General features: G+C 65.7%; 20 protein-coding genes. 3 read left to right on the top strand and 17 right to left on the bottom strand.

Translation table 11 applies throughout. The annotated features are described in order from the left end of the window. Nucleotides 1–21: 21 nt before the first annotated feature. From PSAL_RS01935 to PSAL_RS01920, 4 genes are all read right to left on the bottom strand, one after another. Complete coding sequence (locus tag PSAL_RS01935) at nucleotides 22–1,188, bottom strand: amidohydrolase (RefSeq protein ID WP_119839746.1); 1,167 nt, start codon at nucleotides 1,186–1,188, stop codon at nucleotides 22–24. 319 nt (nucleotides 1,189–1,507) lie between these two features. After that, nucleotides 1,508–2,152 (bottom strand): GntR family transcriptional regulator, encoded by a 645-nt coding sequence (locus PSAL_RS01930; RefSeq protein WP_119839747.1) that lies wholly within the window; start codon nucleotides 2,150–2,152, stop codon nucleotides 1,508–1,510. A 376-nt stretch (nucleotides 2,153–2,528) separates the two neighbouring features. Then, complete coding sequence (locus PSAL_RS01925; protein ID WP_196941892.1) at nucleotides 2,529–4,109, bottom strand: DHA2 family efflux MFS transporter permease subunit; 1,581 nt, start codon at nucleotides 4,107–4,109, stop codon at nucleotides 2,529–2,531. Next, nucleotides 4,106–5,251 (bottom strand): HlyD family secretion protein, encoded by a 1,146-nt coding sequence (locus PSAL_RS01920; protein ID WP_119837924.1) that lies wholly within the window; start codon nucleotides 5,249–5,251, stop codon nucleotides 4,106–4,108. Before PSAL_RS01920 ends, PSAL_RS01925 begins: the two co-directional genes overlap by 4 nt. A gap of 125 nt (nucleotides 5,252–5,376) precedes the next feature. Here PSAL_RS01920 and PSAL_RS01915 point away from each other — a divergent pair, with 125 nt between their 5' ends. Beyond that, complete coding sequence (locus PSAL_RS01915; protein ID WP_231388581.1) at nucleotides 5,377–6,063, top strand: TetR/AcrR family transcriptional regulator; 687 nt, start codon at nucleotides 5,377–5,379, stop codon at nucleotides 6,061–6,063. Nucleotides 6,064–6,124: 61 nt separating this feature from the next. On the opposite strand, the gene PSAL_RS01910 is transcribed toward PSAL_RS01915, so the two are convergent. Further along, nucleotides 6,125–6,622 carry a lactoylglutathione lyase family protein gene (locus PSAL_RS01910; protein WP_119838016.1) on the bottom strand — a complete coding sequence of 166 codons (498 nt, stop codon included), beginning with the start codon at nucleotides 6,620–6,622 and terminating at the stop codon, nucleotides 6,125–6,127. A 102-nt stretch (nucleotides 6,623–6,724) separates the two neighbouring features. Here PSAL_RS01910 and PSAL_RS01905 point away from each other — a divergent pair, with 102 nt between their 5' ends. After that, nucleotides 6,725–7,612 carry a LysR family transcriptional regulator gene (locus PSAL_RS01905; RefSeq protein ID WP_119837926.1) on the top strand — a complete coding sequence of 296 codons (888 nt, stop codon included), beginning with the start codon at nucleotides 6,725–6,727 and terminating at the stop codon, nucleotides 7,610–7,612. 242 nt (nucleotides 7,613–7,854) lie between these two features. Next, entirely contained in the window at nucleotides 7,855–8,790 is a 936-nt protein-coding gene (locus tag PSAL_RS01900; protein ID WP_119837927.1) for a YHYH protein, read from the top strand. Between the two features lie 282 nt (nucleotides 8,791–9,072). On the opposite strand, the gene PSAL_RS01895 is transcribed toward PSAL_RS01900, so the two are convergent. The 12 genes from PSAL_RS01895 to PSAL_RS01840 are packed head-to-tail and all read right to left on the bottom strand — an operon-like array spanning nucleotide 9,073 to nucleotide 26,910. Continuing rightward, complete coding sequence (locus PSAL_RS01895) at nucleotides 9,073–9,645, bottom strand: 3TM-type holin (protein ID WP_119837928.1); 573 nt, start codon at nucleotides 9,643–9,645, stop codon at nucleotides 9,073–9,075. Next, nucleotides 9,636–10,250, bottom strand: coding sequence for a holin-associated N-acetylmuramidase (locus PSAL_RS01890; protein ID WP_119837929.1), 615 nt, complete (start codon nucleotides 10,248–10,250; stop codon nucleotides 9,636–9,638). The genes PSAL_RS01895 and PSAL_RS01890 overlap by 10 nt, the downstream gene beginning before the upstream one ends. After that, on the bottom strand, nucleotides 10,247–10,525 hold the full coding sequence (locus PSAL_RS01885; RefSeq protein WP_119837930.1) for a hypothetical protein: 279 nt from the start codon (nucleotides 10,523–10,525) through the stop codon (nucleotides 10,247–10,249). The genes PSAL_RS01890 and PSAL_RS01885 overlap by 4 nt, the downstream gene beginning before the upstream one ends. A 36-nt stretch (nucleotides 10,526–10,561) precedes the next feature. Continuing rightward, nucleotides 10,562–11,398 carry a hypothetical protein gene (locus tag PSAL_RS01880; protein WP_119837931.1) on the bottom strand — a complete coding sequence of 279 codons (837 nt, stop codon included), beginning with the start codon at nucleotides 11,396–11,398 and terminating at the stop codon, nucleotides 10,562–10,564. A 9-nt stretch (nucleotides 11,399–11,407) separates the two neighbouring features. Then, nucleotides 11,408–13,738 (bottom strand): hypothetical protein, encoded by a 2,331-nt coding sequence (locus tag PSAL_RS01875; RefSeq protein WP_119837932.1) that lies wholly within the window; start codon nucleotides 13,736–13,738, stop codon nucleotides 11,408–11,410. After that, on the bottom strand, nucleotides 13,738–15,273 hold the full coding sequence (locus PSAL_RS01870; protein WP_119837933.1) for a hypothetical protein: 1,536 nt from the start codon (nucleotides 15,271–15,273) through the stop codon (nucleotides 13,738–13,740). Before PSAL_RS01870 ends, PSAL_RS01875 begins: the two co-directional genes overlap by 1 nt. Next, nucleotides 15,270–17,777 carry a hypothetical protein gene (locus PSAL_RS01865; protein ID WP_119837934.1) on the bottom strand — a complete coding sequence of 836 codons (2,508 nt, stop codon included), beginning with the start codon at nucleotides 17,775–17,777 and terminating at the stop codon, nucleotides 15,270–15,272. The genes PSAL_RS01870 and PSAL_RS01865 overlap by 4 nt, the downstream gene beginning before the upstream one ends. Further along, nucleotides 17,777–21,145, bottom strand: a complete 3,369-nt coding sequence (locus PSAL_RS01860; protein ID WP_119837935.1) for a phage tail tip lysozyme — start codon at nucleotides 21,143–21,145, stop codon at nucleotides 17,777–17,779. The genes PSAL_RS01865 and PSAL_RS01860 overlap by 1 nt, the downstream gene beginning before the upstream one ends. Continuing rightward, entirely contained in the window at nucleotides 21,142–23,292 is a 2,151-nt protein-coding gene (locus tag PSAL_RS01855; RefSeq protein WP_119837936.1) for a hypothetical protein, read from the bottom strand. The genes PSAL_RS01860 and PSAL_RS01855 overlap by 4 nt, the downstream gene beginning before the upstream one ends. Beyond that, complete coding sequence (locus tag PSAL_RS01850; RefSeq protein WP_196222704.1) at nucleotides 23,292–23,843, bottom strand: hypothetical protein; 552 nt, start codon at nucleotides 23,841–23,843, stop codon at nucleotides 23,292–23,294. Before PSAL_RS01850 ends, PSAL_RS01855 begins: the two co-directional genes overlap by 1 nt. Beyond that, nucleotides 23,843–26,311 (bottom strand): hypothetical protein, encoded by a 2,469-nt coding sequence (locus PSAL_RS01845; RefSeq protein ID WP_119837938.1) that lies wholly within the window; start codon nucleotides 26,309–26,311, stop codon nucleotides 23,843–23,845. The genes PSAL_RS01850 and PSAL_RS01845 overlap by 1 nt, the downstream gene beginning before the upstream one ends. Continuing rightward, nucleotides 26,308–26,910, bottom strand: a complete 603-nt coding sequence (locus PSAL_RS01840) for a hypothetical protein (RefSeq protein ID WP_119837939.1) — start codon at nucleotides 26,908–26,910, stop codon at nucleotides 26,308–26,310. Before PSAL_RS01840 ends, PSAL_RS01845 begins: the two co-directional genes overlap by 4 nt. Nucleotides 26,911–26,931: the final 21 nt, after the last annotated feature.

Below are 26,931 nucleotides of genomic sequence, written 5' to 3'. Positions count from 1 at the left end.
CGGGGGCAGAACACCAAATCTTCAAGCCGGAAGTTCGGCTTCGACCAGGCGAACCATGCTTTCGGCGATGATCGGGATCAACTCGTCGCGGAAGTCATAGGCGGGGTGGTGCACCATGGGGTTGTCTTCGCCCTCGACCGCCATTCCAAAGAAGATGTAGGCACCCGGAATCTTGTTGAGCATGTAGGAGAAATCCTCGGCTGCCATGAGCGGTTCGGCTTGCGAACAGGAGACCGGAGACCCCTGTGCCGAGAGGACCTTCGACGCCTGTGCCGCCGCTGCGGGGTCGTTGGTCAGGGGCGGGTAGCCGTTGATCCATTCGATATCCACAGAGATGCCGCGCGCCGCACAATGGTGTTCGACCAGCGCGCGCAAACCGGCTTCCAACAGGGCGCGATCCTCCGGATCCAGGCAGCGCACCGTGCCGGACATCCAGCCTTCGCCCGCGATGACATTATGGGCCGAGCCGACGTGGATCTGGGTCACAGAGAGGACCGCGGAATGCAGCGGGTTGATGCCACGTGAAATGAGGCTCTGGAAGGCGAGGGTCAGTTCCGAGCAGAGCAGCGCCACGTCGCGCGACAGATGCGGCATGGCCGCGTGGCCGCCCTTGCCGGTGAAGCGCAATATGAAGCCATCGGCGGATGCCATGGCGGGACCGGGGCGCACCGCCGCCTGGCCCATGGGCAGCAGCGGCATGTTGTGGAACCCGTAGATCCGGTCGCAGGGGAAGCGGTCGAAAAGGCCCTCTTCGACCATTTTGAGACCTCCGGCGAGGCCTTCTTCGGCGGGTTGGAAGATAAGGTGGACCGTGCCGGAAAAGTTGCCATGGGCCGCAAGAGCTTCGGCGGTGGCGAGAAGGCTGGTGGTATGGCCGTCGTGGCCGCAGCCGTGAAAGACGCCTTCGGTCTTCGAAGCATGCGGCAGGTTGGTCTGTTCGTCCATCGGCAGCGCATCCATGTCGGCGCGCAGGCCGATGACCGGGCCGTCACCCCGTTTGAGAGTCGCGACAAGGCCGGTCTGCGCGATGCCTTCGGTGACCTTGTAGCCCGCAGCGCGCAACCGGCCGGCGATCAGTGCAGCGGTGCGGGTTTCCCTGAAGCCAAGCTCCGGATGGGCGTGGATGTCACGGCGGATGTCACGCAGGTCGGGGAAACGCTCGGCAAGGAAATCGGTGACGTCGCTCATGGGGGCTCCTGCTGGCTGTGATTGCGCCGGCAGGTTTGTGCATCGGGCGGGGGAAGGCAAGGGCGTCCGGGCTTAATGGGCGCGCGGGCGGGATGGGGGCGCTGCCCCCGAAGGGCGCCAGGGCGCCCTCCTCCCCCGGGATATTTGGAACAGGGAAACCTGGGCCGGCGCTTGTGGCGGCGCTGGAGCGCAGGGGCGTCTTCGGTGGGATGTCGAGAGCCGGGAGGGCGCTGCAGAGGATGTCCGCCGGGATCCGGGCAATCGAAATGGCGCGGTCTGGGTGGCGGCGTGTCGGGAAAGGGCAAGGTTGCCCGACCGGCTACATGCGCACGGTCTCTAGCGCTTCGGTAACGATTCTGGCAGTGGCCTCGACATGCGCCCGCGCCGCGGCGCCGGCGGCGTCTGCCTGACCGGCCGAGACGGCATCGGCGATCCGGCGGTGTTCGGTATGCGCCATCAGGATCTGATCCTGGGAGAACATGATCGGCAGGCGCAATTGCCAGTGCCGGAACTGCGCCCGGTCCCAGAATTCCGCGATATGCGGATTGGCCGCTGCATCGCGGATCGCTTCGTGAAAGGTCTGGTTCAGGGCATTCAGTTCGGCCCGCGAAATATCCGGATAGGTTTCCATCCGGTCGCAAAGCTGCTCCAGTTGCACCGCCAGGTCCGGTCCCCCGCGCCGGGTTGCCAGAACCGCAAGCGCTTCTTCCGCGACGGCGCGGGCTTCGAACAGGTTGGGCACTTCGGCCGGGCGGGTTTCAGGAACGTACCAGCCCTTGCGGCGGTCGATCATGCCCTGCCCCTGCAGCACCAGAAGGGCTTCGCGCAGCGGTGTGCGCCCAAGACCCATTTCCTCGGTAAGGGTGTCTTCAAGCAGGCGCTCGCCGGGTCGGAAATCCCCCGCGATGATCATCGAGCCGAGCCGCTGCACCAGGGTCGTGACCTGTGTGTTATCCTTTGCCATCTGCCTTATATGGCCCCCATTGATGGAAAGTCATATCATTGTCCTCTGCGGGAACTTCCGCAGGTTTCGATCGGGTTATGCGGATCGTTCGAGAGGGGGCCCGGGCGCTTGGCGGATGCGGCATCGGCGGTTTTCTCCCTGGCCGGCAATTGAATGACGCCGCAAAATGCTCTGCCTGGCGTTCGGGTTCAGATATGTCTCGCAATCGAAGTACGACACAAACCGGCGTCAGGGAACCCAGTCTGCACAGACGATGCCACCTGTCTGGCCATCAAGCGTCACGTCCCGTCAAACAGCGCCGTCGGGCGGCACCGGCAGTGAAATGAGGAGTCGTCGTTCCGCCCTGGCCGGGCCTTGCGCGGGCTGACCCCGCCCTTTAAAGACCGCCCCCGCCCCTAATGACCGCCCCCACCTGCTCCGCGGCGCGGGGTTCCATCGCCAGGGACAGCACCGCCAACCCGGCGAAAAGCAGCGCGATCAGGGTGAAGATGTCGATGAAGGACATCACCGTCGCCTGCTGCGTCACCCGCGCGGCCAGTTGCGCCAGCGCGCCGGTTTCGCCATCGATCCCGTCGGCCTCCAGATAGGCCGACAGCAGGGCGATCTGGCGCAGCGCTTCGGCATTGGACCAATCCAGCGCCTCGCGCAGGCGGGCGGCATGCAGGGCGCCGCGATCCGTCAGCAGCGTGTTGATCAATGCCAGCCCGACCGCGCCGCCGAGGTTGCGCATCAGATTGTAAAGCCCCGAGGCGCCTTTCATCTTGTCGGGCGGCAGCGTGCCGAGGGCCAGGTTGTTGATCGGCACCATGCAGATCATCAGCGACACCCCCCGCAGGATCTGCGGCAGCAGCAATTCATCGAAATCCCATCCCGCCGTCATCCCCGTCAGCATCCACGACGAGACCCCGAAGCCGAGGAACCCCATCAACAGCATCAGCCGCAGGTCCATTTTCGATGACAGCACCCCGGCCAGCGGCGCGCTGAAGAACATCGCCAGCCCCGAGACAAAGACCGTCTGCCCGGTCATCAGGCTGTCATAGCCGCGGATCGAGGCCAGGTAGAGCGGGTATAGATAAGTCATCCCGTACAGCCCGATCCCCATGGTGAAACTGAAGACCGAACCGACGGCGAAATTCCTGTTTGCGAAGGCGGAGAAGTCGACCACCGGATCTTCCCGCGTGAAGGCCCGCCAGAAGGTCAGCAGCCCGCCGACGACCATGACGATGAACAGCACCGCGACGATTTCATCCTGGAACCAGTCGTTGCCGGGGCCCTCTTCCAGCACATATTCCATGCCGCCGAGGAAGCAGGCCAGCGCGGCCAGACCAATCCAGTCGAACCTGTCGAACAGCTTCCAGTCGGGCTTGTCGAAATCGACCAGCGCCAGCACACCGATGGTGACGGCAATCCCGGCGGGGACATTGACGAGGAAAAGCCAATGCCAGCTCATTGCGTGGCTGAGATAACCGCCGATGGTCGGCCCGACCGTGGGCGCCAGGGTGGCGACAAGGCCGATCATCGGCGAGACGATGCTGCGCTTGGAGGCGGGAAAGATCGTGAAGGCCGCCGCAAAGACCGAAGGAATCATGCCGCCGCCGAGGAACCCCTGAAGGGCGCGCCACAGGATCATCTCGTTGATCGAGCTTGAGGTCGCGCACATGAAGGACGCCGCCGTGAACCCTGCTGCCGAAACCGCGAACAGATAGCGCGTCGACATCATCCGCCCCAGCAGGCCCGACAATGGGATCATGATCACCTCGGCAATCAGGTAGGAGGTCTGGACCCAGCTGATCTCGTCCGACGAGGCCCCCAGCCCCGCCTGAATTTCCGGCAACGAGGCCGAGACGATCTGGATGTCGAGGATCGCCATGAACATGCCGAAGACCATGACGAAGAACGCCGCGACCCGGCGCGGCGTCAATTCGGGTTCCGGTGCCGGTACGACAGCGGCGGTCATTGCAACGCCTGCGCCACCTTGGTGCCCTGCGGCGCGCTGCGCTGGTCGATCTCGACCACGACCGAGAGGCCGGCGCGCAGACCCTCGGTTTCGGCCGGCAGTTCGATCCGCACCGGAACGCGCTGGACGATCTTGGTGAAATTGCCCGTGGCATTATCCGTCGGCAACAGCGAAAAGATCGATCCGGTCGCCGGCGCGATGGAGACCACCCGGCCCTCGATCTCGTGCCCTGCGATGGCGTCGATGGTGACCGTCGCGATTTCGCCGGGCACGATGCCGGCCAGTTGGGTTTCCTTGAAATTCGCTTCGACATAGAGACCGCGATCGGGGATGACGGCGGCGAGGCTCGCCCCGACGCTGACCAGTTCACCCGCTTCGATGGCGATATTGGCGACCGTGCCGTCGAAGGGCGCGCGCAGGACAGTGTGATCCAGGTTGCGCTGCGCCTGGTCGATGGCAAGCTGCAGTTCCCGGCGACCCGAATCCGTTTCGGCGCTCTGCGCCTTCAGCACCTCGACCTCGGCCTCTGCGCCGGTGATCGCGGCCAGCGCGGCTGCCTTGTCGGCCCGCGCGGTATCCAGATCCTCGTTCGCCGTGTCGAGCGCGGCCTGCGAGGTCACCTTGCGGTCCGACAGCCCCTGCGCCCGTGCCTGGGCGGTTTCGGCGGTGCGCAGGGCGGCTTCGGCCCCGGCAAGCTCGGCCTCGGCCTGGGTCACGCCGGCCTCAGCCGCGACGATCTGGGCGTCGATCCGCGCCAAGGTGCGTTCAAGCGTCGGCAGCTTGGCCTCGGCCAGTTCCAGCGCGATCCGGTAGTCGCCATCCTCGATCCGGACCAGCACATCACCCTTGGCGACATGCTGGTTCGACTGCACCGGGATGTCGGCAACGTAGCCCTGCAATTTCGACGAGACCAGCGACAGATCCGCCTGCACATAGGCATCATCCGTGCCGATCATGAAACGCCCTTCGGTCCACCACCCATAGCCTTCGTAGCCCCCTGCCAGCACCACGATCAACGCAAGCCCGCCAAGGACGACCTTCTTGCGTGACCCCTTCTGCGGCGCCGCGCCGTCCGCGGGACCAGCCCCTTCGGAAGACAGGGTTTCGGTCGGGCGCGGGGCATTGGTTTCGTCACGTGGCATGAGGCAGGCTTTCGGAAATTGGATGGGAATCGAACGGTCGAACCGATTGGTTCGACGCCATTTAGAAAGGTCGCGGGCGGAAATCAAGGCTTTATCGAACCAGCCGGTTCGACTATATGGGCTGAATGATGAACGACAGAGATCCCGAAACACGGGCGCGGAAACCGGCGGAACCGGCCGACACCAATGCGCAGAAGCGCCGCCATGCCGCGGGCGAAGACCCGCAGAAACGCCGTCAGATCCTTGACGGCGCCTGGCGTATCTTTGTCGATCAGGGCTTTGATGCCGCCTCGATGAACAACATCTGCAAGGCGGCGGGCGTGTCGAAAGGCACCCTTTATGTCTATTTCGACAACAAGGAAGATCTGTTCGTTGCCCTGGTCGAGGACCGCCGCGACGGGGTCTTTGACGGGATCGCGGCGGAGCTGACCGAAGCCGGGACGGTCGAGGACCGCCTGATGGCCTATGCCAAGGGCCTTGCGCGCAAGATGGGGTCCCGCGACATGATCCACGCCCAACGGATCGTCATTGCGGTGGTCGAACGCATGCCCGAACTCGGGACGCGGTTTTATGACGCCGGCGCCAGCCATTTCCTGACCTGCCTGCGGGACTTTCTGGAACAGGAAACCGAAGCGGGGCACCTGGAAGTGCCCGATCCGGGTTTCGCGGCGCAGCAGTTGGTCGAACTTTCGACCGCCAGCATCTGGCGCTCCCGTCTGTTCGGGCGCTGCCTTGACGAGCCCTCCGAAGCCGAGATCCAGCGCGTCGCGCAGGCGGCTGTCACGATGTTTCTCGGGGTCTATCGGGCCTGAACGTCAGGTCGTCCCGGTTAAAGCCGTCCCGGCGCCGAAGCGCCGGAACGCAGAACGTCAGTTATGAATAGGCCCCGGCGGAATAGGTCAGTTCGTAGCTGTGGCTGTAAAGCTCGAAGATATTGCCGAAGGGGTCTTCGACATAGACCATGCGATATGGCTTTTCGCCGGGGAAATATTCCCGCACGGGCATCCGCTGCTTACCGCCAGCTGCAACGATCTTTTCCAGCAACCCTTCCAGATCCGGGTCCTGAATCGCAAAGTGGAAGGTCCCGTGGCGGCGATAGGCGAAATTGTCGTCGGGGGCGTGATTATCCGCGAATTCGAACAATTCGATCCCGATGCCGTCGCCCGTCGAAAGATGCGCGATCCGCAGGTGTTTCCAGCCCGGACCGAAGACATCGGTGCACATCACGCCAATCGCGCTGTCGTCTTCCACGATGTCGCTCGGCTGCATGAGCACATAAAAGCCCATGACCTCGGAATAGAATTTGACGGCTGCGTCCACGTCCAGGACGGACAGGCCGATGTGGGAAAAGGTACGGGGTGTCGGTGTCATATCGATCTCCTGTCGTTTGAGGTTGTCCAGGATGTAGACAGCCACCCACCGCTTGTGAAATAATCATTACTTAGAAAAACGAAAACAAAGCGTAATGATCTGATGCTGAACGCCACCTGGATCGAGACCTTCACCATCCTCGCCGAAGAGGGGCATTTCACCCGCGCCGCGGCACGCCTCAACATGACGCAACCCGGCGTGTCGCAGCATCTGCGCAAGCTCGAGCAGCAGTTGGGCCAGCCGCTGATCTCGCAGGATGGCAAAAGCTTTACCCTGACGGCCGCCGGCGAGGCGCTGCGCGACGTCGGCCTGTCCCGCCGCACCGAAGAAAAGGCGCTGCGCGAGTCGATCTCGCGGGACGATCCCGACGCGGGCGAATTGCGCCTCGCCTGCTCGGGCAGCTTCGCGATGTTGTTCTACCCCCGTGCCATCGCCCTGATGCGGGACGCGCCGGAACTGTCCATTCATGTCGAAGCCGTCCCGCAGCCCCGCGTCCTCGAGGGTGTGCTGGAGGGCCGCTTTGATCTGGGCGTGGTGGCCGATGACCCCGGCCACCCCCGCATCGAAGCGCGCCACATCGGACAGGAAGAACTGTGCCTGCTGCTACCCGCCGGCCGGGACGGCCCGGTTGGTTTCAATGATCTCGAAACCCTCGGCCTTGTCGCGCATCCGGATGTTGCAAGCTATGCCAACGACCTGCTGGCACGGAATTTCCCCGAGGCCTTCACCGGCGCCGACAGGTTGCGCCTGCGCACCTATGTCAACCAGATCGGTCAAATCCCCGCGCCGGTGGCCGAGGGCCTTGGATATACCCTTTTGCCACGCAGCGGCCTTGCGGCCTTTCCTCGGGCGGATCGGATCAGGGTCGCGCCCCTGCCGGAGCCACGCTTCAACAAGCTGTGGTCGATCCGGCACCGTGGTCGCGCCCCAAGCGCGCGGCTGCAAAGGATCATGGGCGTGGTCGAGGCGCTGGCGGCGACCCTTGGCTGAAGTCGCCTGGCTGCTGGGGGTCGGGGCCTGTGCACAGGTCGCTCCCGTGCGCCTTGTCGTCGGCCCTGGGGGCATATCGACCACGCCGGCCTCTTCACGATCAAGCGAGGCAATTTACAGTGATCTCCGAGGCTGTTGATAGCCAAACGCCGAATTCGTAAGGTTTCAGCACCGCCGAGAGCCCCGTCACATTCACGCAATGGAAACTTGGGCTTGTGCCATCCGATGGAGGGACCTTTCCGATGCTTTTCCGCAAACACCCTGCACCCGCGACGGCACCGGCCCTTGCGGCCCTTCTGGTCTTCGCCCTGCCCCCCGGCCTGGCCACCGCGCATGACATCACGGGTGAAATCCTGACAGACCGGTCCGCAACCTGTGCCGATCATGTCGCTGCCAATTCTGCCAAAGCGACAGATCTGCACAATTCGCAGGAATACGATGGGGCCGTGACCATCACCACGGATGGGGCAAGCTGCACGATCACCTCCAACGCCGTGCCCAATCATGATTTCAATACCAGCAAGGGGTTCGCCAATCCGTTCTCGGTTCAGGATCAAAGCTTCACGATCACCGCGAACCCGCGCGCAAGCGACACGCCGACCCCTCTCAGCCTGATGATGGACAATGCAGTATTCCTGAACGGCGTGAAGCTGGATCAGGTGGCAGCCGGGTGCTTTGGCGTCGGCGATGGCTTTATCGGGTGCAACGACATGGACACGCCTTATCGGTTCGATCCGATGGGCGGGGCCAGCAATTTCGGGACGGATGCGCATAACGCCCACACCCAGCCTGATGGCACCTATCATTATCACGGCAATCCGATGGCACTGTTCAATCAGGACACTCCCGATGGACCTTCGCCTGTGATCGGCTTTGCCGCTGACGGGTTTCCGATCTTCGGAAGCTATATCGACGACGACGGAGAGATCCGGAAGGCCACCACCAGCTACCACCTGAAGTCCGGCACGCGCCCCGACGGACCGGGCGGCAGTTATGACGGCACCTATGTCGATGACTGGGAATACGTAGCCGGCTCCGGCGATCTCGATATCTGCAACGGGATGGTGCAGGACGGCGTCTATGGCTACGTCGTAACCGAGGCCTACCCCCATGTGCTCGGCTGTTTCACCGGCACGCCCGATGACTCATTCCGCAAGCGGCGGCCCGGCAGGGACTAGACGTCCGGGGTGAGGGGGAGGCGTCAGAGGACAATCCTTTGCCGCCTCGACCGCACGGCCTGGCCCTGGAAGGCCCGTGGCCATCCAGAGGCCTATGAAATTCAGCACATCATTCAGGTAAAATGGTGCCCCCACACGGACTCGAACCGCGGACCTACTGATTACAAATCACCAATATACCCTTTGAAATCAATCACTTAATCGTTTCACTCGGAAAAAAATTTTCGTCGTGTTTTCAATGGCTTGTCAGATGGCCCATGAAGCGGTTTTCGGACGGCCGCGTCACCCTTGCGCCTGTCGCCACGCCGCCAGAGCGGGATTGTCACCGGCCTCCGTGGCGTCCAGCGTGAGATCGGCAGCACTTCCCGTATCGGCCACGCCTGCGCTCTCAGCGCGCAGCTCGCGCAGGGCTGCAATGCTCTCGATCACCTTGGGCACCTGGGCGCTCAGCGCTGCCGTTGCGACGCGGGCCTGGGCGGCCGTGACCTGCATCCGCCCGCCGAAGAAGAACAGCATCAGCAGGCCGAAGCCTTGCCACAGCGGATCCGGTGTCAGTGCCAGCGCCTGCATCCGCGCCGTGTACCAGAGCGGATCCGCCATGGCTGCGCCCATGAGGAAGATAACCCCCAGCGCCAGGATCGGCCGTGGCAGGCGGTTCAGTGCGTTGACGAAGCCATTGAAGCCACCGGTCGCCCCGGTGAATTCTGCCGCGAACTGCGCGCGGGCCGAGGCCGTGCCGTCGCTCGCCCGCTGCGCGGAAGCTTCCGCGTTCGGCACGAAGACCTCGGCCGTCTCCTGGATCACGTTGCCGCCCGCCCCGAAGAGCGCGCCGGTGATGGTGCTAATCACGCCCATGCCTTCGTCCTTTCCCTGAACTTTGCCGCGCTCATGTGGTAGCGCGGCGCAATGAACTCTTCCGCCCTGGTGATCCAGCCACCCTTGCCGCCGGCGCGGGTCCGCGCGTATTTCCGGCTGGCCGGTCGCGCATCGGCGAGGGCAAAGTAGTAGTTGCGCCGGGCAATCCCGTAGCCATCCCGGATGAAACCCGGGGCCGCCGCCGTGGCGGCCTGCACTGCGGCCAGCGTCTTCGGCCCGATCGCTCCATCCGCCACCGCCGGAAAGCCCATCTCGGTCACGAGCCGCTGCAGGATCTTCACCGCGTTGTTCCCGGCATTCACCTGCATGTCGAAGACCGTATCCACGAGCTGCTCGGGGAGCTGGTTGATCCGCGGCGCATAAAGGTAGCGCCGCAGGAAGATGTCCACGGCCTGATCCACGGTCAGGCGCTGCACGTCGGCAACGTCCACGTCACCATCGCGGTCCAAGTCCAGCCCCAGGTTGCGCATGGTGTGGATCGTGACCCCGTGTTTCGTGGCGCCGCCCGGATCATCGGGGTCATTTACGAAGCCGCCCTCACGGGCGACGATTTCTTCCGCAAGGTGCTGAACGGACTTCGTCATCGGTCGCTCCTGCCATTTGTCAACTGCGTCAGTGATTTCTTGATGTCGTCGATGCCATTTTGAATGTTGCGCAGGTCGGAGGATTGCCCAGCCAACGCGATCTCGGCGGCGCGGATGCGACCCTCTCGGGCGTTCGCCGCCGCTTCGATGACCGAGATCCGCCTGTGGCTATCTTCCTGCTGGGCCTGAAGCTTGGCGTAACCGATGCTGAGGCCCACGATCACCGTCGCAATGGACAGCGCGTTGCCCAAGCTTACTGTGCCGTCAAATTTCATGCTGTCCTCCGATAGTGAGGTGGCTGACTTCGCCGATCAGACCGCCCAGCCCTGGACCTTGGCGACGTGCCCCGAGATGATCGCGCTGAGGTCGGCGGCCTCCTGCGCCGTCAATCCGGCGCCCGCGACGAAAGCAGCCGCGTTTGCCACGGTGAAAGAGGTGGATTGCCGACCAAGCGACAGCGACCCGTTGCGCAGGACAGTGGATGCCTGGCTCGTCGTGCCGATCTGCACGCCGTCCTTGTAGATCTGTGCAGCGGTTGCCCCGGTGCGGTTGGCAAGCCACATTCCGGTTTGTGCGCCTTCGTAGCTGGCGTTGGTTGTGGGGGAGGTCTGCACCGCCCAGGCGACGGTATCCGTGCCGGTCTGGATGGAATACAGGGTGTTGTCCGGGGCACCGGAAATGTTCATGCCTACCTGGTAGGTGTTGCTGACGACGCCGGTCTCATCCGCGCAGAAGATCCCGAAGCAGGCGCTGTTCTGCAGGAAGTCGGGCATGGCCGACGGGTTGCCGAAGGTCACGAAATCGTCGACCCCGTCCGTGGTGTGCCCGGCCACACCATCCCAGGCCGCGCCCGTGCTCACTGCTGCGGCACCTCCGGCCCAGTTGATCAGGCTGTCGGCCTCGGTCAGTCCAAGCATGTGGATGCTGTCCAGCTTGGCCAGCAGGCCCGCGTCGTAGAGGTCGATCCAGGTCTGCGCCAGACGTGCCCGCTGATACACGTCGTAGGCGCCGCCAAGGGCATCGAGGATTGCCTGGAACGCAAGAGGGGCCGCGCCCTCCCATGCGTTGCGCAGGTTGATCAGCGGGTTGGCCGGCGCGCCTGCGGGGGCTGTGACGCCAGGCAGGACTTTGAAGCTGTAGACGGTCATGTTGGCTCCTTAGGTGATGTTGATGCGACGGTGGCAGATGGGCTTGTGGATGGGGTCCCCGGTATGGAAGGCCCCGAACTGAGCCACGGAGCGAATTGTGGATCGCGGGATCCCGGTGGCGGCGCGGTCCTCTCCGGTGTGGCCTGCGGTGGCCGTGCCTACCGCGGTGGCTCCGGCGGCAGCGTCGCTGGTGGTGATGGTCATGGTGGTGCCCGTGACGGACACTGCCGAAACCGTGGCTCCGCTCACCTGGACGCCCGCGTTGGCCAGTCCCGTCGGATCTACAAGCCAGTCCTCGTCGATTACGGCTGCTTCCGACAGCACGGCCGTGATTTCGTTCGCCCCCGTGACGGAAGCGCTGACGGGATGCAGGGGGACCCAACCCCGCCCGTTCCTGATCTCATGCCTTGCTGCCTGCGCCAGATATCCGCGCATCGCATGGCCGACACTGGTCTGGTGCAGGAAGTCGGACGCAAACGGGAAGGCGTAAGTCGGTCCGAGACAGTACATGTAAGGATCGGCCCCCGAGAGGGCGTAATCCAGGATCGACTGCGCGCCATCAAAGTTCGAGAAGAAGCTGGAGGGTTGTCCCGAGAGCATCCGGACTGGCTCGAACTGTCCTAAGATAGACTGGGCCTTCTCTTCCTGTTCCTCACGGTGCTGGCTGTGCAGGTCTCCCAGGTTGGCGACGTTGCTGTCACTCTCACCCTGCTGCATCAGCATCCAGCGATAGGCTATCCGGCGAGGCAAGGGCAGCCCAGCAAGGTCGGTCAGCACCGTGGAAACGTTCTGCGCGTAATATTTTCCAGCCCCGGCGCTGTCGAGAATATCGGCCATGTCCTGGCCGCCCTCTGCATTGCTCCAGATAAGCATGTCCGGGACCCAGTCGCCGGAGAGAGCGTGGGCAAGTTCAACCTCACGGCGGCAGGCGGCGCTGGCTGCCGTGGTGCCGTAGCGATTGGAGCCGACTTCCCTAAGCTTATCGGTCAGGTCCATGAGCCCCGTGATCGTGCCAGGCGGGATCTCGACGGAAGCCCCGCCTGACGTGTAGTAGCCAAGCCAGGCGTCCGCCGAAGCGGTGCGTGGCATGCGCAGCCTGTCCTTGAAGGCCGGCGGCGCCGGGAAGACGATCGAGTTGGCTTCGCGGGCTTGCGATTCGCCATTGGACTGCCCGTCGTCAGACATTGCCTCGATGGCGCCGTCGTCCCACACAGACCCGTCGGCAATCATGACCCTGGCCGTGTGCTTGCCGCCGACATCGTCCTCCCAGATGGCTTGCACGGTGCCGCCCACGACGACCGCCGAAAGCCACGTCTTGTCAGCGTCGTCGTTCAGCACCCCGTCGGGCCCGCTGCCGCCCATGATATAAAGGCCGCCGGCCACGATATAGGCGACGGCCCGGTCAGCGAAACCAGACGCACCGAAGGACGCGCTCAGCGTATATCCGTCTTCGCTCACTTCCGACGGGGGGTTCAGCCCCTCGCCCGAGCCGGTGAAGCGCCAAACCATTTGGCGAAACTGCGGCAGCGTGGCCCGCTCGACGTAGCTGCTGTAGAGGTCCCCGTTTCGCGCGCCCTGCGTTTCGATCACGCGGCCGTCCTCGGCCACACGAACCGGCCAGGCGATGAGGCCTTGGGCCGCACCGCTGAACGACCACACGGCGTCCCGGAAAGCGGCCAGCAGGGCACTGGCACCATTGCCCGTCCATTCGTCCAGGACCAAGCCCGCCTCGGACACAAGTGTCGGGATGATGCCCAGGGCATTGCCTTCCCCTTCGAAGCTCCAGAGGTCGAGGCGCAGGGCCGCTACGGCCGCGCCATCGAACGCGGCAGCCGTCGCCTTCGGCTCTGCAATGTCGAGTACCAGGCCGCCCTCGGAAACGGCGTCTGGAGGTGGGGACAGCTCCCCCCCTTCGCCCGATACGATCCATAGATCCACGCGCAGGGCCGCCACGGCCGCGCCGTCGAACGCCGCCACCGACGCCTTCGGCTCAGCAACGTCGAGCACCAGGCCGTCTTCGGCGACCAGGACAGGTGGTGCGGACGTTTCACCGTCTCCGAGACAAACCCACAGGAGGTTGCGCAGGATGCCGAGTAGCGCGCCGTCCAGATCGTCACTGGTGACAGAGACCAGGCCGTCCAGCGCCTCGTTGATCATGAAGAGCCTGCGGGTGTCCCGCTCGACCAGCAACATGCCCGCTTCCCGCAGGTAGGCAGGTACCTCCGCCGACCAGCTCGCGATGGCGGAAATCGGGTGCGCGGTGCCCTTAATGTTCTCGCGACGTGCAATCTCGTAGGTGGGCGTGGAGGGAACGGCGGTATCCGCCAGAGGGATAGGCATCAGGAAACCTCCAGGAGAACAGTGCCGCTCTGCTGCTGGGCCAGCCGCAAGACGCGGTAGTCTTCGACATGTCCGGCAGCGGTGCTGACGGAGACGGTCGCGAGTGTGTAGCCTGCACCATCGAGGGCAAAGCCACCGACCTTCACGCTCGACGGGTCACCATAGACCAGGGGCCAAGCATAGTAGACGTAGGGCGCGCCGCCCGAGGCCGCGATGCTCATTGCCCGGGCCAGCACGTTCGATAGCCCGGCCCCGGCCAGGGCGATGATCTGGGCGCTGGTCAACGTGGCATTGGCGGACGCCCCCCAGAACAGACGGTTGCGAAAATCGAGCGTGATGCTGGCCTCGCTGGTGCGGGCCAGCGCGTCGGTGATCTCGACCGTGAAGGTGGTATCCTCGGTCACGTCATCGCCCTCCCAGCTCGTGTCGCCGGTCCCGACACTTTCCGGGCCGCCTCCGTCATCGACGCTCTGCGCAGAGACCGCAGCGTAGACACTGCTTTTCGTCTGGACCCAGCTCAGCTCGGGCGTCACCGTCTCGCCCTTCTCGCGCACAGTGCCGCCCGCCAGGGCAAGGCCCGTGGGCGTGATGGTCTCGAACTGCTCGATACGCGGGCTCGTCGCCACGCTCACGTCCATGTCGAAGGCCAGGGGGCCGGCGTCGTGCCGATAGAGGTCCAGCGCGCCGGCAGAGGGCACCCAGAACAGGCCACCCTCTGTGGTGGAGGCCAGTCCGGCCGCGGTGCTCTCGAAGATGTCCTGCGCAGCTGCGGCCAGCTCGGCGCCGGCCTGCGCCGCTTCCGCGCCGCCCTTGGCGGTCTCGGCGCCCGTCTGCGCAACGCCGGCTGCCGTGGCAGCCAGCGCAGATTTCGCGGCATGGTGCAGGGCGGAATACTGCCCGGGGTCCACCTCGGTATCCTCATCCTCTTCGGCCCAAAGCTCGGACTTGTCCCGTGCGGCTCGAGCTTCGGTGATCGCCCCGTCCACGTTCCCGAACTCTTCCTTGATCTGCGCGACCTCTTCCGCGAAACCCTGCGCCTTCGCGATCTCCGAGGATTTCGGCCCGGGCTCAAGGCCCATGCCGTCCTCGGCCCAGGCAAGGGTGCGCCCCGACCGTTCGGCAACCGTCTTGTCGAAGACGCGCACCTCGGGCTCTTCCGGTGCCAGGCGCAGCGCGTTCTTCGCCAGACGCTGCGTGTCCTGCTGGGCCATGACGATGCGATCCAGCTGGACCTGCACGGCCTTCTCCCGGGACGCGGCCCCATCATAGCCCTGTTCCATGCGGGTCGCGCGCTCGACGATCATCGAGGCCCAAGCGAAATCGCTCGCCACCTGGGCCTCCAGGTAGAGGCTGCCGGCGGTGTCGCTGGTGACCGGATCGCAGGAATACTGCAGCACGGTCAGCACCGTGCGCTCACCGGCCAGGCTCAGGGTCACGGCCAGTTCCGCCGCCCCCGCATAGGCATGGGGGATGCCGTATGGGCCGATGCCGTCGACCACCTGGACCGGGGCCGGGCTGAATTCGTCGATGCTCATCTGGAACCTCCGAAGGCATTGGACAGGTCGGGGGCGCGGTCCGGCACCAGCTGGCCGCGCTGCCACCAGTTCGCGTTGCCGTAGTCCTGCTCCTGGCGGCGGGCCTGCTGGCGCCACTGGCGCTCGGCCTCCGGGTCCAGGAAGTACTGCAGCTGGTCGGCCACGCCCCGGCTGAAGGCCAGACGCGCGTACCAGAGGCTTGATCCTATGGGCGTGTCGTAGCGCACCAGGTTCGCCGCATCGCGGCCAAGCAGCAGGTCCTCACCCTCGGCTGCGCGCTGGATGTTCGATGCCACCGGGCCGATCAGATCACCCGCGAAGCCGACGACAGGCCCGGCGATGGTCTCGGCCAGGCCACCGCCGACGCGGCTGGTTTCCGAGGCGAAGAAATCGCCGAAGATGCCCAGGCCACCGGACTGGAAGACGGCCGCCATCCAGAACTTGCTCTCATCCATCGGACGGGGATCATTGCCCTTGGCCATCTCCTTCAGCTGCACGGCCAGGGCGCCCATCAGGACCAGGCTCGCGCTCATCTTGAACGCATAGGCGGCGCGCCCCAGGGGCGTCGGAATGGCCATGAAGCGACGGATCTGGGCCAACATCAGCGAAACTGCGAACCCCTTGTACATCGCTGTGGACCGCAGCAACTCGCCACCGATGGCACCCGGCGCAGAGCGCCCCACCATCAGCGCCCGGCCTTCGACGGTCGCGCTCGGGATCGCCACTTCGAGCTGCTCCTCGATGGCCATCTGCAGGCGCATCGCCAGCCCCTCGGCCTCGGCCGGGGGCAGGGTCTTTTGGGCATTGCGCCAGTAGATCGGCGACAGGAAGGTCGCGCCGTTGGGCGCCGTGAACAGCGCCTCGGGATCGCGCAGCAGATCCCAGTCGCGCGCGGTGATGCCCCGCGTCTCAAAGATCCGGCGCAGCGGATCCGGCAGCGCCTCGAAGCGGTCTCCGGCGTGGCTGGCCATAAAGCCGGAAAATTCCATCTGGAACGCGGTGCGGTTCATGTCCGTCCAGAAGCTCAGACCCGAGGCGCGCATCGTGAAGCCCGACAGCCGGTCCGCGAACTCGCCGACCGGAACCTCGCCAGTGAACCGCGCGGCCGTGCTGCCGATATCGGCCAGCGTATCGGCGACATAGCCCATCTGCGCGGCGGTCTCGCGCGTCGCATGACTGGTCATCATCTGGACCTGCCGGGCGAACAGGTTGTTAGGGTTCATCCCCATGACCGTCGCTGCCATGCGCGTGGTCGCCAGGTCCGTAACAGCCGACAGCGCGGCTGAGCCAAGCTGGATGGAGGTCAGCACCTTGCGGGTGCCACCGAAGAAGCGGGACGCCGCCAGGCTTTCCGGCACGTTTGCCGACCCGTCGATATGCATCAGCATCGTCCGCGCGCGGATCGCCGTCTTGCTGACCCGATCCTCGAGGCCGGGATCCTTGCGGATGGCGGCGTGTTTCTCGGCCACCTGGATGGCGAACTCCAGCCCGGTATGCGGGTTCGGACCCAGCACGCGCATCATCGCCACGTCCCGCGCCATGCCATGCAGCCCGCCAATCATGCCGCTGAACGGGTCAGAGCTGCCGAAGCGCTTGTTGTATTCCAGCCAGGTGCTGCCATCGCGGAAATGCAGGACACGGTGTTCGGCACGCTGGTTGTAAAGCGCCTTGCCGCCGGTGGTCAGTCCTGCCTCGCGGGTGTCCCAGCCGCGCGTGGTGATCCCCTCGTGTATCTGGTTCAGGAAGCTGTCGATCCGGTCTCGTGGCGGTGGCGTCCCGTCGGCCGAGAAGGGCTTGCCCGTGGCATTGTCGATGATGCGGGTCCAGTCCAGCATGTGCGGGCCCCTCTGCGGGGCGACGAAATCCTTCCAGGCATCCAGGCCGGCGGCGCGCAGGCGGGCCACGTCATGGGTGTGGTTCACGCCAAAATCCGCCAGCTCGCCGATGTCGCCACCATGGGCGTTGAACAGGCGGCGCATGCGCTGCTGCTCGGAACGGACCTTCTGCGCCAGCGCCTTGGCGCGCGCATCCCCGGTTTCTTCCATGTGCAACTCGCGGATGACATCGCGCAGGCGCACCGCGTCCCGGCTGTTGCCCCAGACGTTGCGGCCGGTTTCGCGCAGCACGCTGTTCAGCGAGGCATTGATCGAATGGACATAGGCCTTCTCGATCGAGGCCACGCTTTCACCACGAAACCCGCTGCCCTCGGAGAACTCGATCAGGTTGCGGATCGCCAGGGCGGGATCGGGACTGTCCAGGATCAGGGTGCGGATCCGTGTCATCGCCTGAAGCTGGTTCAGCACCGCATGCTTGCGCGACCGCCGGGCCCGCTTGGTTGCCTCTTTCAAATGGGCCGCGGCGGTCGCCTCAGCCTGGTGGCGCGGCATTTCGGTCGCGTAGCGCTCTACCAGCTGATCGTATTTTGAACCTGCCTCGCGGGCACGGACCTGGTCCAGCTCTCCGGCGTCCACGGCGCGTTGCAGGCAATCATGGATATTGGGCATCAGGCAGGCCTCCCTGTGGGGCAGATTTCCAGAACGGTTTCCAGGTCCTCGTCGGCGTCCAGGTCGGCCAGGATGTCCTGAAGGCTGTGGACGGTCTTGTCCGGGTTGCGGAATTCGACCTCGGCCACGCCCCGGAAATCGTCGATCGACAGGGCGTCTTCGGGATCGGCGCTGCCAGCAGATCCGGCGGGACCAGCGGTCGGAGCATCGTCCAGCTCGGGGATCAGGCGCCGCGCCTCTTCGACGGGGATCAGGATCTCGCCGCCCGAGATACCCGAGCGCGGCGAATAGATCGGGGTGCCGGCCGGGATCTTCACTTCGACCAGGCGCCCGAAGCCCTCGGCCGTCGCGCGGCTGAGCGAGAAGGACAGCAGCCCCCCTGCTGCCGCCTCATCGAGCGCCTGCCCCCGGTAAAGCGTCATCTCGACCGGCGCCGGCGTCAGGCCCGCGCGAATATCCCCGGCGACATCCTCGTCTCCATTGGCCCTGTAGGAGCGGTCAATCCTTCCCTGAGCGTCCCTGTCCAGCGGCGATCCGGCGCGCACCTGCGTTTCCAGCCAGGCCTCGACGGCGTCATGTTCCTCATCGCTGAGCCGTCCTGCTGAAACCGGCGGCGGGCCTGCCTGTGCCGCCGCGCTTTCCCGCAACCCGCGCTCGGCCTGGGCATCCCCGATCAGGGCGCCTTCGCTGGTGGCGCCCTGGTCGAAGCTCGCGCCCTCGGCCAAGGCGCCCACCGTTACCGGCCGCGCTTCCGGGCTGCTCGGGCGGCCGGTTTCGGTCAGGTCCCCGAAGCTCGCGCGGTCAACAGCCTTCAACACGTCCAGCGGTCCGGGCGCGCCCAGCAGACCGCCGCCCTGCCCTGCGGCCAGGGCCTCGTCCGCATATCGGTTCAGGAAATCCGTGATTGCCCTGGCGCTGGCCTGCCGACCGCCCGGCATGATCTTGCGGACCAGTGCGGCGGTTAGCGGCGCCACCGCCCCGCCGTCCAGCAGATCGACCGAGGCCAGGGCCTCTTCCACGATCTCGGCCAGCTTGCCGCCCTCGGCCGTGGCAACCTCCCGCGCGCCCGCGATCAGACGCACGGCATCCAGAAGGAACGGCGTGATGTCCATTTCGGGGCTCACGTCACCCGCCGCGATCGCCGCGCGCAGCCGCGCGATGCGGGGGGCCGCGGCAGACAAGGCATCCATCAGGCTGCGCAGCTCGCCCGGGGCGGCTTCCACGTAGCGCGCCAGGATGTCCATCGCCTCATAGGCGCGCGCGAACAGGCTGTCCTGCATCTGGCGCACACCGTCGATCGACAGGTTGCCCTTCTCGTCGATGAAGGCATTGCGCTCGGATCGGGGGAAGCGCGCGGCGAAGGCCCGCGCGAAATCCCGGTTCTCGGCGGAGGTCAGCACCCGGTCCGGGTCAAGGCGTTGCAGCAGGTCGTGTCCCAGGGCGCGCTGCCCGATCTGTGCGCGTTCCGTGGCGGTCATCCGGGCCACGCCGCTGTCCTGGGCGTCCACCACCAGCTGGCGGCGGGCCGCGTCATCCAGCGCGCTGGTGCGCCGCGCGATCAGCACCGGGCGCTCGATGCCCTCGGGGATCGTCGCGCCGGTGCGCTCCTCGATCTGCTGCCGGTAGGCCGCTGCCCGGTCCGAGCCCAGCTCATAGGCGCGCCCAATGGCGCGCACCCGTCCGTTGCCGCTTTCGATGATGTTGTCGGGACCCACCAGCGGCGCGCCCCGGTCCGCCTCCGGGCTGTCCATCAGGCGCGCCGGATCCAGACGTGCGGCGGTATCCGTCACCCAGGCATCGCTGGCGGCGCGGGCGCGATCGCGGGGCTGCAAATCACCCGTGGCCTGACGCAGGTCGGCCAGGTCGACCACCTGGTATTCGACCGAGACGCGCATGTCGTCGCCGACGGTCATTTCGCCGGTGCCGGTATAGGCCCGCGAGGTGCGATAGCCGCTGAAACCGGCGGCGGGCGCGTCGTCGGGCAGCTCCAGCGGGCCGGTCCAGCGCGGCACACCACCTTGGGAATATTGCGTCATGATGCTGCGCGCCGCGCCCAGACGGCGGGGTAGATGCGGCGTGCCCGGGCGTTCGAAGAGGTCGGAAATCAGGCGGGCGGCTTCGCCCGCGTCACGGGCCTCGCGGATCCGCGCCCAGGGCTTCGCCTCGCTCGTTTCCAGCTCGTGGAACAGGAAGTCGATCTGCGTATCCAGATCCGTGGCCGGCTTGCCCCGGGACTGCGCGAAGCGCTCCAGCTCACGGCGGCGCGGGCCGTTCCACTGCGCCATGCCCAGGGCATTGCCGTTGTCCCCAATGGCAGCGGTATCAAGTCCCGGGCCGCTCTCGGCGACGAAATTGCCCAGGAAGCCGGCGGCCAGGTGGGGATCGACGCCCCTCTCCAGGAGCCGCCCGAAGACATAGCCGATCCGGTTGCCGCGCGGGGACGCATTGCCCGTTGCGCTGAAATCGAAGTCGCCCATGGTCAGGGGCTGGCCCGGGGCTGGCGCCCGGTCGGCGGCGGGCCCATCCTGCGGCGAGGCAAGGGCGGGTCGACCATCGGCCCGGGCCTGCAACATTTCCCCATCGGCCTCATCCAGGGCTGCGCCGAATTCCAGAGGTGCCTCGGCCGACGGCCGGGCCGCTTGTCCCGCAGCACGGCCCGTCCGCCGGTACTGGATGTATCGCCCGGCTGCGGCCCCGGCACCGCCGAGGGCGCCCGACAACCCCGCCGCGAACGCCAGCTGCAGAGGCACGTTTGGATCGGGCATGCCGAGTTCCCGAGCCGCGCGGAACTGGTCGGGCAAGCTCAGGGCCTCCCCCGCCGCGCCGGCAACGCCCTCGATGGCGGCCGTCATCGGCACCGACAGGCGCCCGGCGGCCCCAAATGGCAAGGTCAACGCGGTCCATGGATCCCAGATGCCGGCCCCAAGGCTGCCGGCTAGCTCCGGGGCCCAACCGCCGGAAGGGGCAGCCTGCAGCAGGTCCATCAGGTCATCGAGCTCGGCTCGGCGCCGGCGCAGCACTTCGCGGTCGAACTCTTCCGGCGTCGTGGGCAGCGACCCGAAAGTGTCGGGATCGAAGGCGCGCAGATCCGCGACCTGCCGAAGGGCACGGGCACGGTCCACCTGGAAGGCCTTTTCACTGCTGCGATAAGGCCGGGTCGGTGCAGGCGCGTCGGGATCCGGACCGATTGCGCCCTGGATCTCCGACAGCAGCGTGCGCTCGACGTGCGCCGATTGCAGGCCCATGCTGTCGGTGCTGACCTGGTCCAGCCGGAACTGCGCCGCAACGCGCTCGGCCCGTTCGGGCACGGCGTGGCTCAGAGGCCCGTTGGGATCGACCGTCCCGGTATCCTTCAGCATGAATGTCATCGTGCGACCTCGCGCAACATCTTGCGAAGGCTGAAGACAAAGGGGGCGCCGTCCTCGTCATAGAGCGTGCTGAACCCGGTCGCGCTGTCGCGCCCAGCGACCGCGAAGATGTATTGATCGTCGCCCACGGCCTGCAGCGTGACACGCTGGCTCTGCAGATCCTCACGGGTGATCGGATCCCCATCGACCATTGGCATTGCGCCATTTCCGATCGTGCGCATCTGGCGTTCGAAGGCGGCCGGGTCCTCGACCCACCGGGTGACGTCGGTTTGCCCGCCACGTCCGCTGGACACCGAGGCCGTCTCGGCGACCTGCCCAAGACGCTCCAGCGCGGACGAAACAGTCCTCGCGCGGATCCCGACAGGCAGGATCGTTTCGCGATCGCGCACCTTCTGCACCCCGCCCGTCGCGGATTTCCTGTCGTCATAGGTGCCCGTGCCGCCCATGACCTCGTGCAGCGCCTGCAGGTAGATGTCCTCGTCGATCTCCCCCGAGGCAGGATCGACGCCCTTGACGCGCGCCGCGTAAAGCGCGTCGGTCGCGGCGCGGACGCGGCCCTCCATCTCGGCGCCGCCCGGAAGATCGGCCAGAAGCATCCGAACAGTCTGGGTCGAACTTTCGAGGCGGTCCGCCTGGGCGGGCATACGCACATTGCCCGCGTCGATCTGACCCTGCCCGGTCAGGATCTCTTCACCCAGACCACGATCTCCCGTCGCGGTGATCAGATCCCCGACCGAAGCCATGACCGGATCCCCGATCAACTCCTGGAGCGGATAGCTGCGCTGGCCGGTCTGCGGATCCTGCACTGCCGCGACCGAGGCGATCTGTGCCAGTTCGACGCGCGTTGCCGGATCCGCCTGCTTCATCCGGTCGAACATCGCCTTGTCCGCCCGGCTAAAGGGGCGCAGGTCATCCGTATAGCCTTCCTCCTGCAGCCAACCGGCGAAGGCCAGGCGCTGTCCCAGTGCCGTCGCGAAGGTCCCGGGGTCGGAGGCCTCGAAGCCCGGCAGGGTCGGAACAGCGAAGCCGCGATCATGGGCGAACTGGATCGGGTCCTGAGACCAGCCGGTCAGGGCCTCGTCGTAGTAGCTTTCCAACGCGGACAGCTCGGCAGTGTCATGCGCATCCGTGCCGGGCCTTGCCCGTTCATCCTGAACGCGCCGCCAAAGCTCGTCCGGGCTCATCTGCGCCAGGCCCGGCAGACGCTGCTGCAGCGATACCCAGGCCTGCAACTTCGGGTAATCCTCGTGGGCCTTCACCTCGGGATCTGCAAGAAAATCGGTATCACCATAGGGCTTGCCCGACTTCAGGACGGTGACAGCATCGGTGATCTCCTGTCCGACCGCGACACTGCGCGCCCGCGTGTCCGCTGCCGCCTGCCGGGTGGCCGCCGCTGCCGCACTGTCGACGGCCGACTGCGCCTGGACGCGGTAGGCGGCAAGCTGATCGCCGCTGAGGCCGGGGACGGCGCTTGCATTTTCGCTGGCTGCAAGGAACCCTGCCGGATCGCTGCCCACCATCTCGATTGCCCGCGCGGTCGAGATCTCGCCGCGCAGGGCGATCCTGCGGCGCGCGGCTTCCTCGGCGTCGATGATCCCGCTGGCCAGCAGCCCGTCGATCTGCTCGTCGCCCTGACTGTAAAGCACCTCCAGCGTGGGCGCATCGGCCGATGCCCCCGCCCGGCTGGCCTCGTAGGTGTAGTTCAGGAAGCTGGCCTCGCGTTCGGACCGGCGCAGTTCCAGAGCCCGCTTGCCGATGCCGAAGGCCGTGGCATTGGTCAGCTGATCGAACATCAGCCCGAAGGTCTCCCGGCTGCGATCCTCGATCATCTGCCGGCCGTCTTCGCCCTGGGCTGCCTCGTAGCGCGTACGCAGGCCGGTGACCCCGCTGCTCCAGGCGTGTTCGGCGGCGTCCGGGTCGCCGATCTGCTCGACCTGCAGGCGCAGATCGTTCACGTCCCGCGTCAGGTCGACCTGGACGCGCTTCAGCTTGCGGTCCAGCCGGTCAGCTTCGATCCCGGTGCCGATGCGTTCCATCACGGCCCCGAAATCCGCGATCGCGCCGCCGGTGCCCGGATCTTGGGCCGGCACGGCGCGGGCCGCGCGGCCGGGGCTGGTGCCTGCGGTGGGGACGGTCAGCTGTGCCATCAGGTCAGCTCCGGCCAGAGGTCAGGCGCGGCGGTCAGCAGGCTGCCGGCGGCGGACAGGCCGCCCTTGAAAAGCGACTGCCGGCCCTGGGCCCGCAGCATGCGCTGTTGGTCGCTCAGCTCGGCAACCTGCGCCTGTCCCGTCTGACGCACCGAGGATGAGGCGAAGGCCATCTCCTCGGCCGCGCTCTGACCAAGGAAGATGGCCGTGGGGCTGCCAAGGTCGATCCCCCGCGCGGCCAGTTCCGCCCGCTGCTGGGCGATCTGCCCCTGAAACTTCTGCCGGGTGCGCTGATCCTCGACCGAATTGAGGACCGCCGTTTCCTGCTTCTGGCGCCCGATCGCCGCTGCATTGGCTTTCGCGATGTTGTTGGACTGGATACCGCCGTAGAGGGAGCCGCCGACGGCTGCCACGGTGCCGGCAATCTGCAAGGCCTGCCCGATGGTCAAGGCCGATGCCGCTGCGCCGCCCGCCGCAGCCGCGCCGCCAGCTGCAGCGGCCGAACTGGCACCTGTCGCGAGCAGTGCGGCCGAAATACCCATATCGCACATCAGGCACCGACCTCTTCGATATTGGGAAAGATCCCGGTGATCGTCATCGGGGCAAGGCCGTCGGGCTCGAACTGCAGCATGACCTCGTCGGCCTCGCCACTCGTCAGCTCGACCGACAGGATGCCGGTGCGTCCCGTGACATCGTCCGAGGCCACATGCAGCGGGACCAGCTCGACGGGCGGAGAGACATATTCCGCCTCGCCCTCGATGCGTTCGACGCAACGCGCGAAGCCGCGCACGGTCTTGAAGACCGCCGCGGCCGAGCCATTTTTCAGGCGGCGTTTGCGCCCCCTGGCATCGCCGTCGTTGGCCGCCGCCCGGATCGGCAAGGTGCGGAACTGGTGTGTCGCATCGGCCAGCCCGATCACCGCATGGGACACCGGGTCCGGCAGGACCACCGCGCCGCCCGGGCCGACCACAAGTCCGGAATAGGGCCCCTTGTCTGTCCAGGCAGCCACGGTCTCGCCGGTCAGATGCGGCAGATAGAAGGTGTCGGCCGGCGCTTCCGGAGCGAAGACCGAGCCGCAGAAGGCATGGTTGAAGTGTTCTTCCCCCAGGCTTCCCAGTGAGGGGCGCAGGTTGATCGCCTGTTCCTCGATGCAGCGCACCGTCTGCCCGTCGATCTCGCGGCGCACGATCATGCTCAGCACGTCGAAGGCGCTGTCGACGCTCGGCGAAACCTCCAGGTCCTCGACCACGCCCCCGGCCATCGGTACCGTGGCCCACCCTAGGACATCCTGCTCGGGATCATAGATCAGGCACAGCAGGGTCCCGTCGCCGCGCCGGATCCAGCCGCGCTGATAGGGCGAGGGTTGCCAGACGATCTGTTCGAACAGCTCGGCGCCCAGGTGCTGTGAGGGCAGCGAGATCTCGAAGGGCCGCATGGCGTCGTCGCTGAAATTGTATCGCACCTCCATAAGACGCCCCTTGTCGCGGGTCACGTAGACCGGCCAGCCATAGGGCATGACGGGTTGGATCGCGGCGGCGCCATCGGTGGAAACGATCTCGGGATTGAAGGTGGTCAGCGTGATCGGGCTGTCGGCAGTGCCGATCACCAGGCGAACGCCGCCCATGGACCCGATGTAGACACCGCGCCGCCCGGCCGTCAGCCAGGTGATCGGGTTCTTCGAGGTGATCCCGCCGATGTCGTAGGAGAAGCTCGCATCCGCTTCCGCCCCGGGCAGGAAATCACGGTAGGCCCCAACAGTGGAAGCACTCACGGTCCGAGGTTCCGTGGCCGTGCGTGCCGTATAGAGGCGCTGGCCGAACAGCGTCAGGAATCTGGGATGCCCAAAAAGGTCATTCCAGGCTCCCATGGACCAGCGATAAGTCGGGTCGTCCAGACAAGGTTGCGGCACGGCCTGAAGCACATCGGCAACCGCATGGGTGGCATCTGTCACCGCTCTTATACGCACGATCCCAACTTCCGTCGAGACATGGCGATACTTTGTGCCCTTGGACGCGTCAGTTCGCACCGTTCCCGTGGAATGGACAGGGGGATTGACCCCCGTTTCGGTGCCGATAACGGCGTAAATGTTCCCAGCGTAGCGGACCAATTGGCCGTTGCCCACGGACGCATTCCCGACCCAGATTGCGATTGAGCTCCAATCGGTCGGCTCGATCATCATAAGCATGTCAACGTGATCTTCGGTGAACAGATCCGAGTCCGCTTCAATGTCGATCGGGAAGCCACCGGCTGTGCTTTCCGTGTCGTAAACGAATTCCCAGAAGGCAAAAATATCCGGATCGACGAAATCATCGACAAGGTAGGATTCGGTCCCGTTATCGTGTGTCGGGGGGAGTTCGCCGCAGCTGCCGTTCGTGGTAGAAATAAGCGAGGGGCCCTCCCCCTTGAAACGGTAGATCCGGGTGCCGTACTTACGCAGCGCATTGATCGAAAGATCGGCTTTGGAAATCCAGTAAGCCACGTCGCTGGGCGCGCCTGAAGGCGTCAGTGTTAGCTTCAGATTCTCGTCAAGGTTCTGCACCCTGAACGGACCGCTAAGCAGTTCAGCACTTGTGATCGTCCAGTCATTCAGGGCGAAGCGGCTGAGCTGCTGCATCGGATTGCGGCCGTCGGACAGGTACATCACGTCCGCGTCCTGCAGGTAGTTCAGCCCGGGCAGGTCCGCCTCCAGGAACGGCGTGTCGATCTCGTAGATCCCACCGCCCGCTTCCGTCACCAGCGCGCCGTAGCGCCAGACGCGCATCTTGCCGCTCGAGAACTCCAGCGAGCAGGCATCGTCTTCGGCAAAGACGAAGGGAATGCGGCGGGCCATGGCGTTTGCGCGCGTGTAGCCGCGAAAGATCGTGCCGGGTGCGCGGGTGACCCCGCCCTGGCGCAGCGGAAGGAACCCGCGACAGAGAGCCAGCCCGGTCTGGTGGCGCTGAAAATCCTCCCGTGCGTGCAGCAACGGATCCAGTTCACCACTGGAAAAAGCAACCTGTGGGGGCCGCGTTGCGGTCATGACAGCACCTGCCCGACCCAGTCACTACTGACCGAGGGATCGAGCCCGTCGAGCCGTGCGGCCGAGGCTGTCAAAAGATCATTGTCCTTTGCCTGCTGGAACACCCGAAGCAGGTTGTCGTCGATCTCAACCCTCTTTGTACGTGAGCTGACAAATTGGGAGGAAAGGAGAACCGCCAGCTGGCAGGCGATGACGGTCCGGACGGTCGCGGGCAGTTGGTTCTCATTGGTTTTTCGAACGGTGCCCCGCACCAGCGGACCTGCGAAATCGGTGCGCAGCAGCCGCTCGTCCAACCGCCAGCGCCCGGTTTCAGCGCCATAAATCTTGCGGATCGTCAGCAGGTCGACGGGAAGGTCATATGCGAAGGGGAGGTCGGGGTCGACAGCCAGAGTCGCGACGGGCTGTACCATCGCCGGCTTCAGGAGCCGACGCGCGAAGCTCCAGTCATAGGCTTCCAGAACCATGTCCAGCGCGTTCGGATACTGCTCCTCAGCCGCACGGGCCTGATCGGAGTTTTCACCGAAGCTTTGCAGCGGGCGAAGTTCCATGAAGCGGAACGCCTGGCGCGCGATGTTGCTGGATGCGATTGCAGAGGTCATGGATTACCCTCGGCGGCCGGA

This window comes from Pseudooceanicola algae, assembly GCF_003590145.2.
Classification (GTDB): domain Bacteria; phylum Pseudomonadota; class Alphaproteobacteria; order Rhodobacterales; family Rhodobacteraceae; genus Pseudooceanicola; species Pseudooceanicola algae.
The sequence above is the reverse complement of the archived record's forward strand: the minus strand, read 5'-3'. Positions and strand labels throughout refer to the sequence as shown.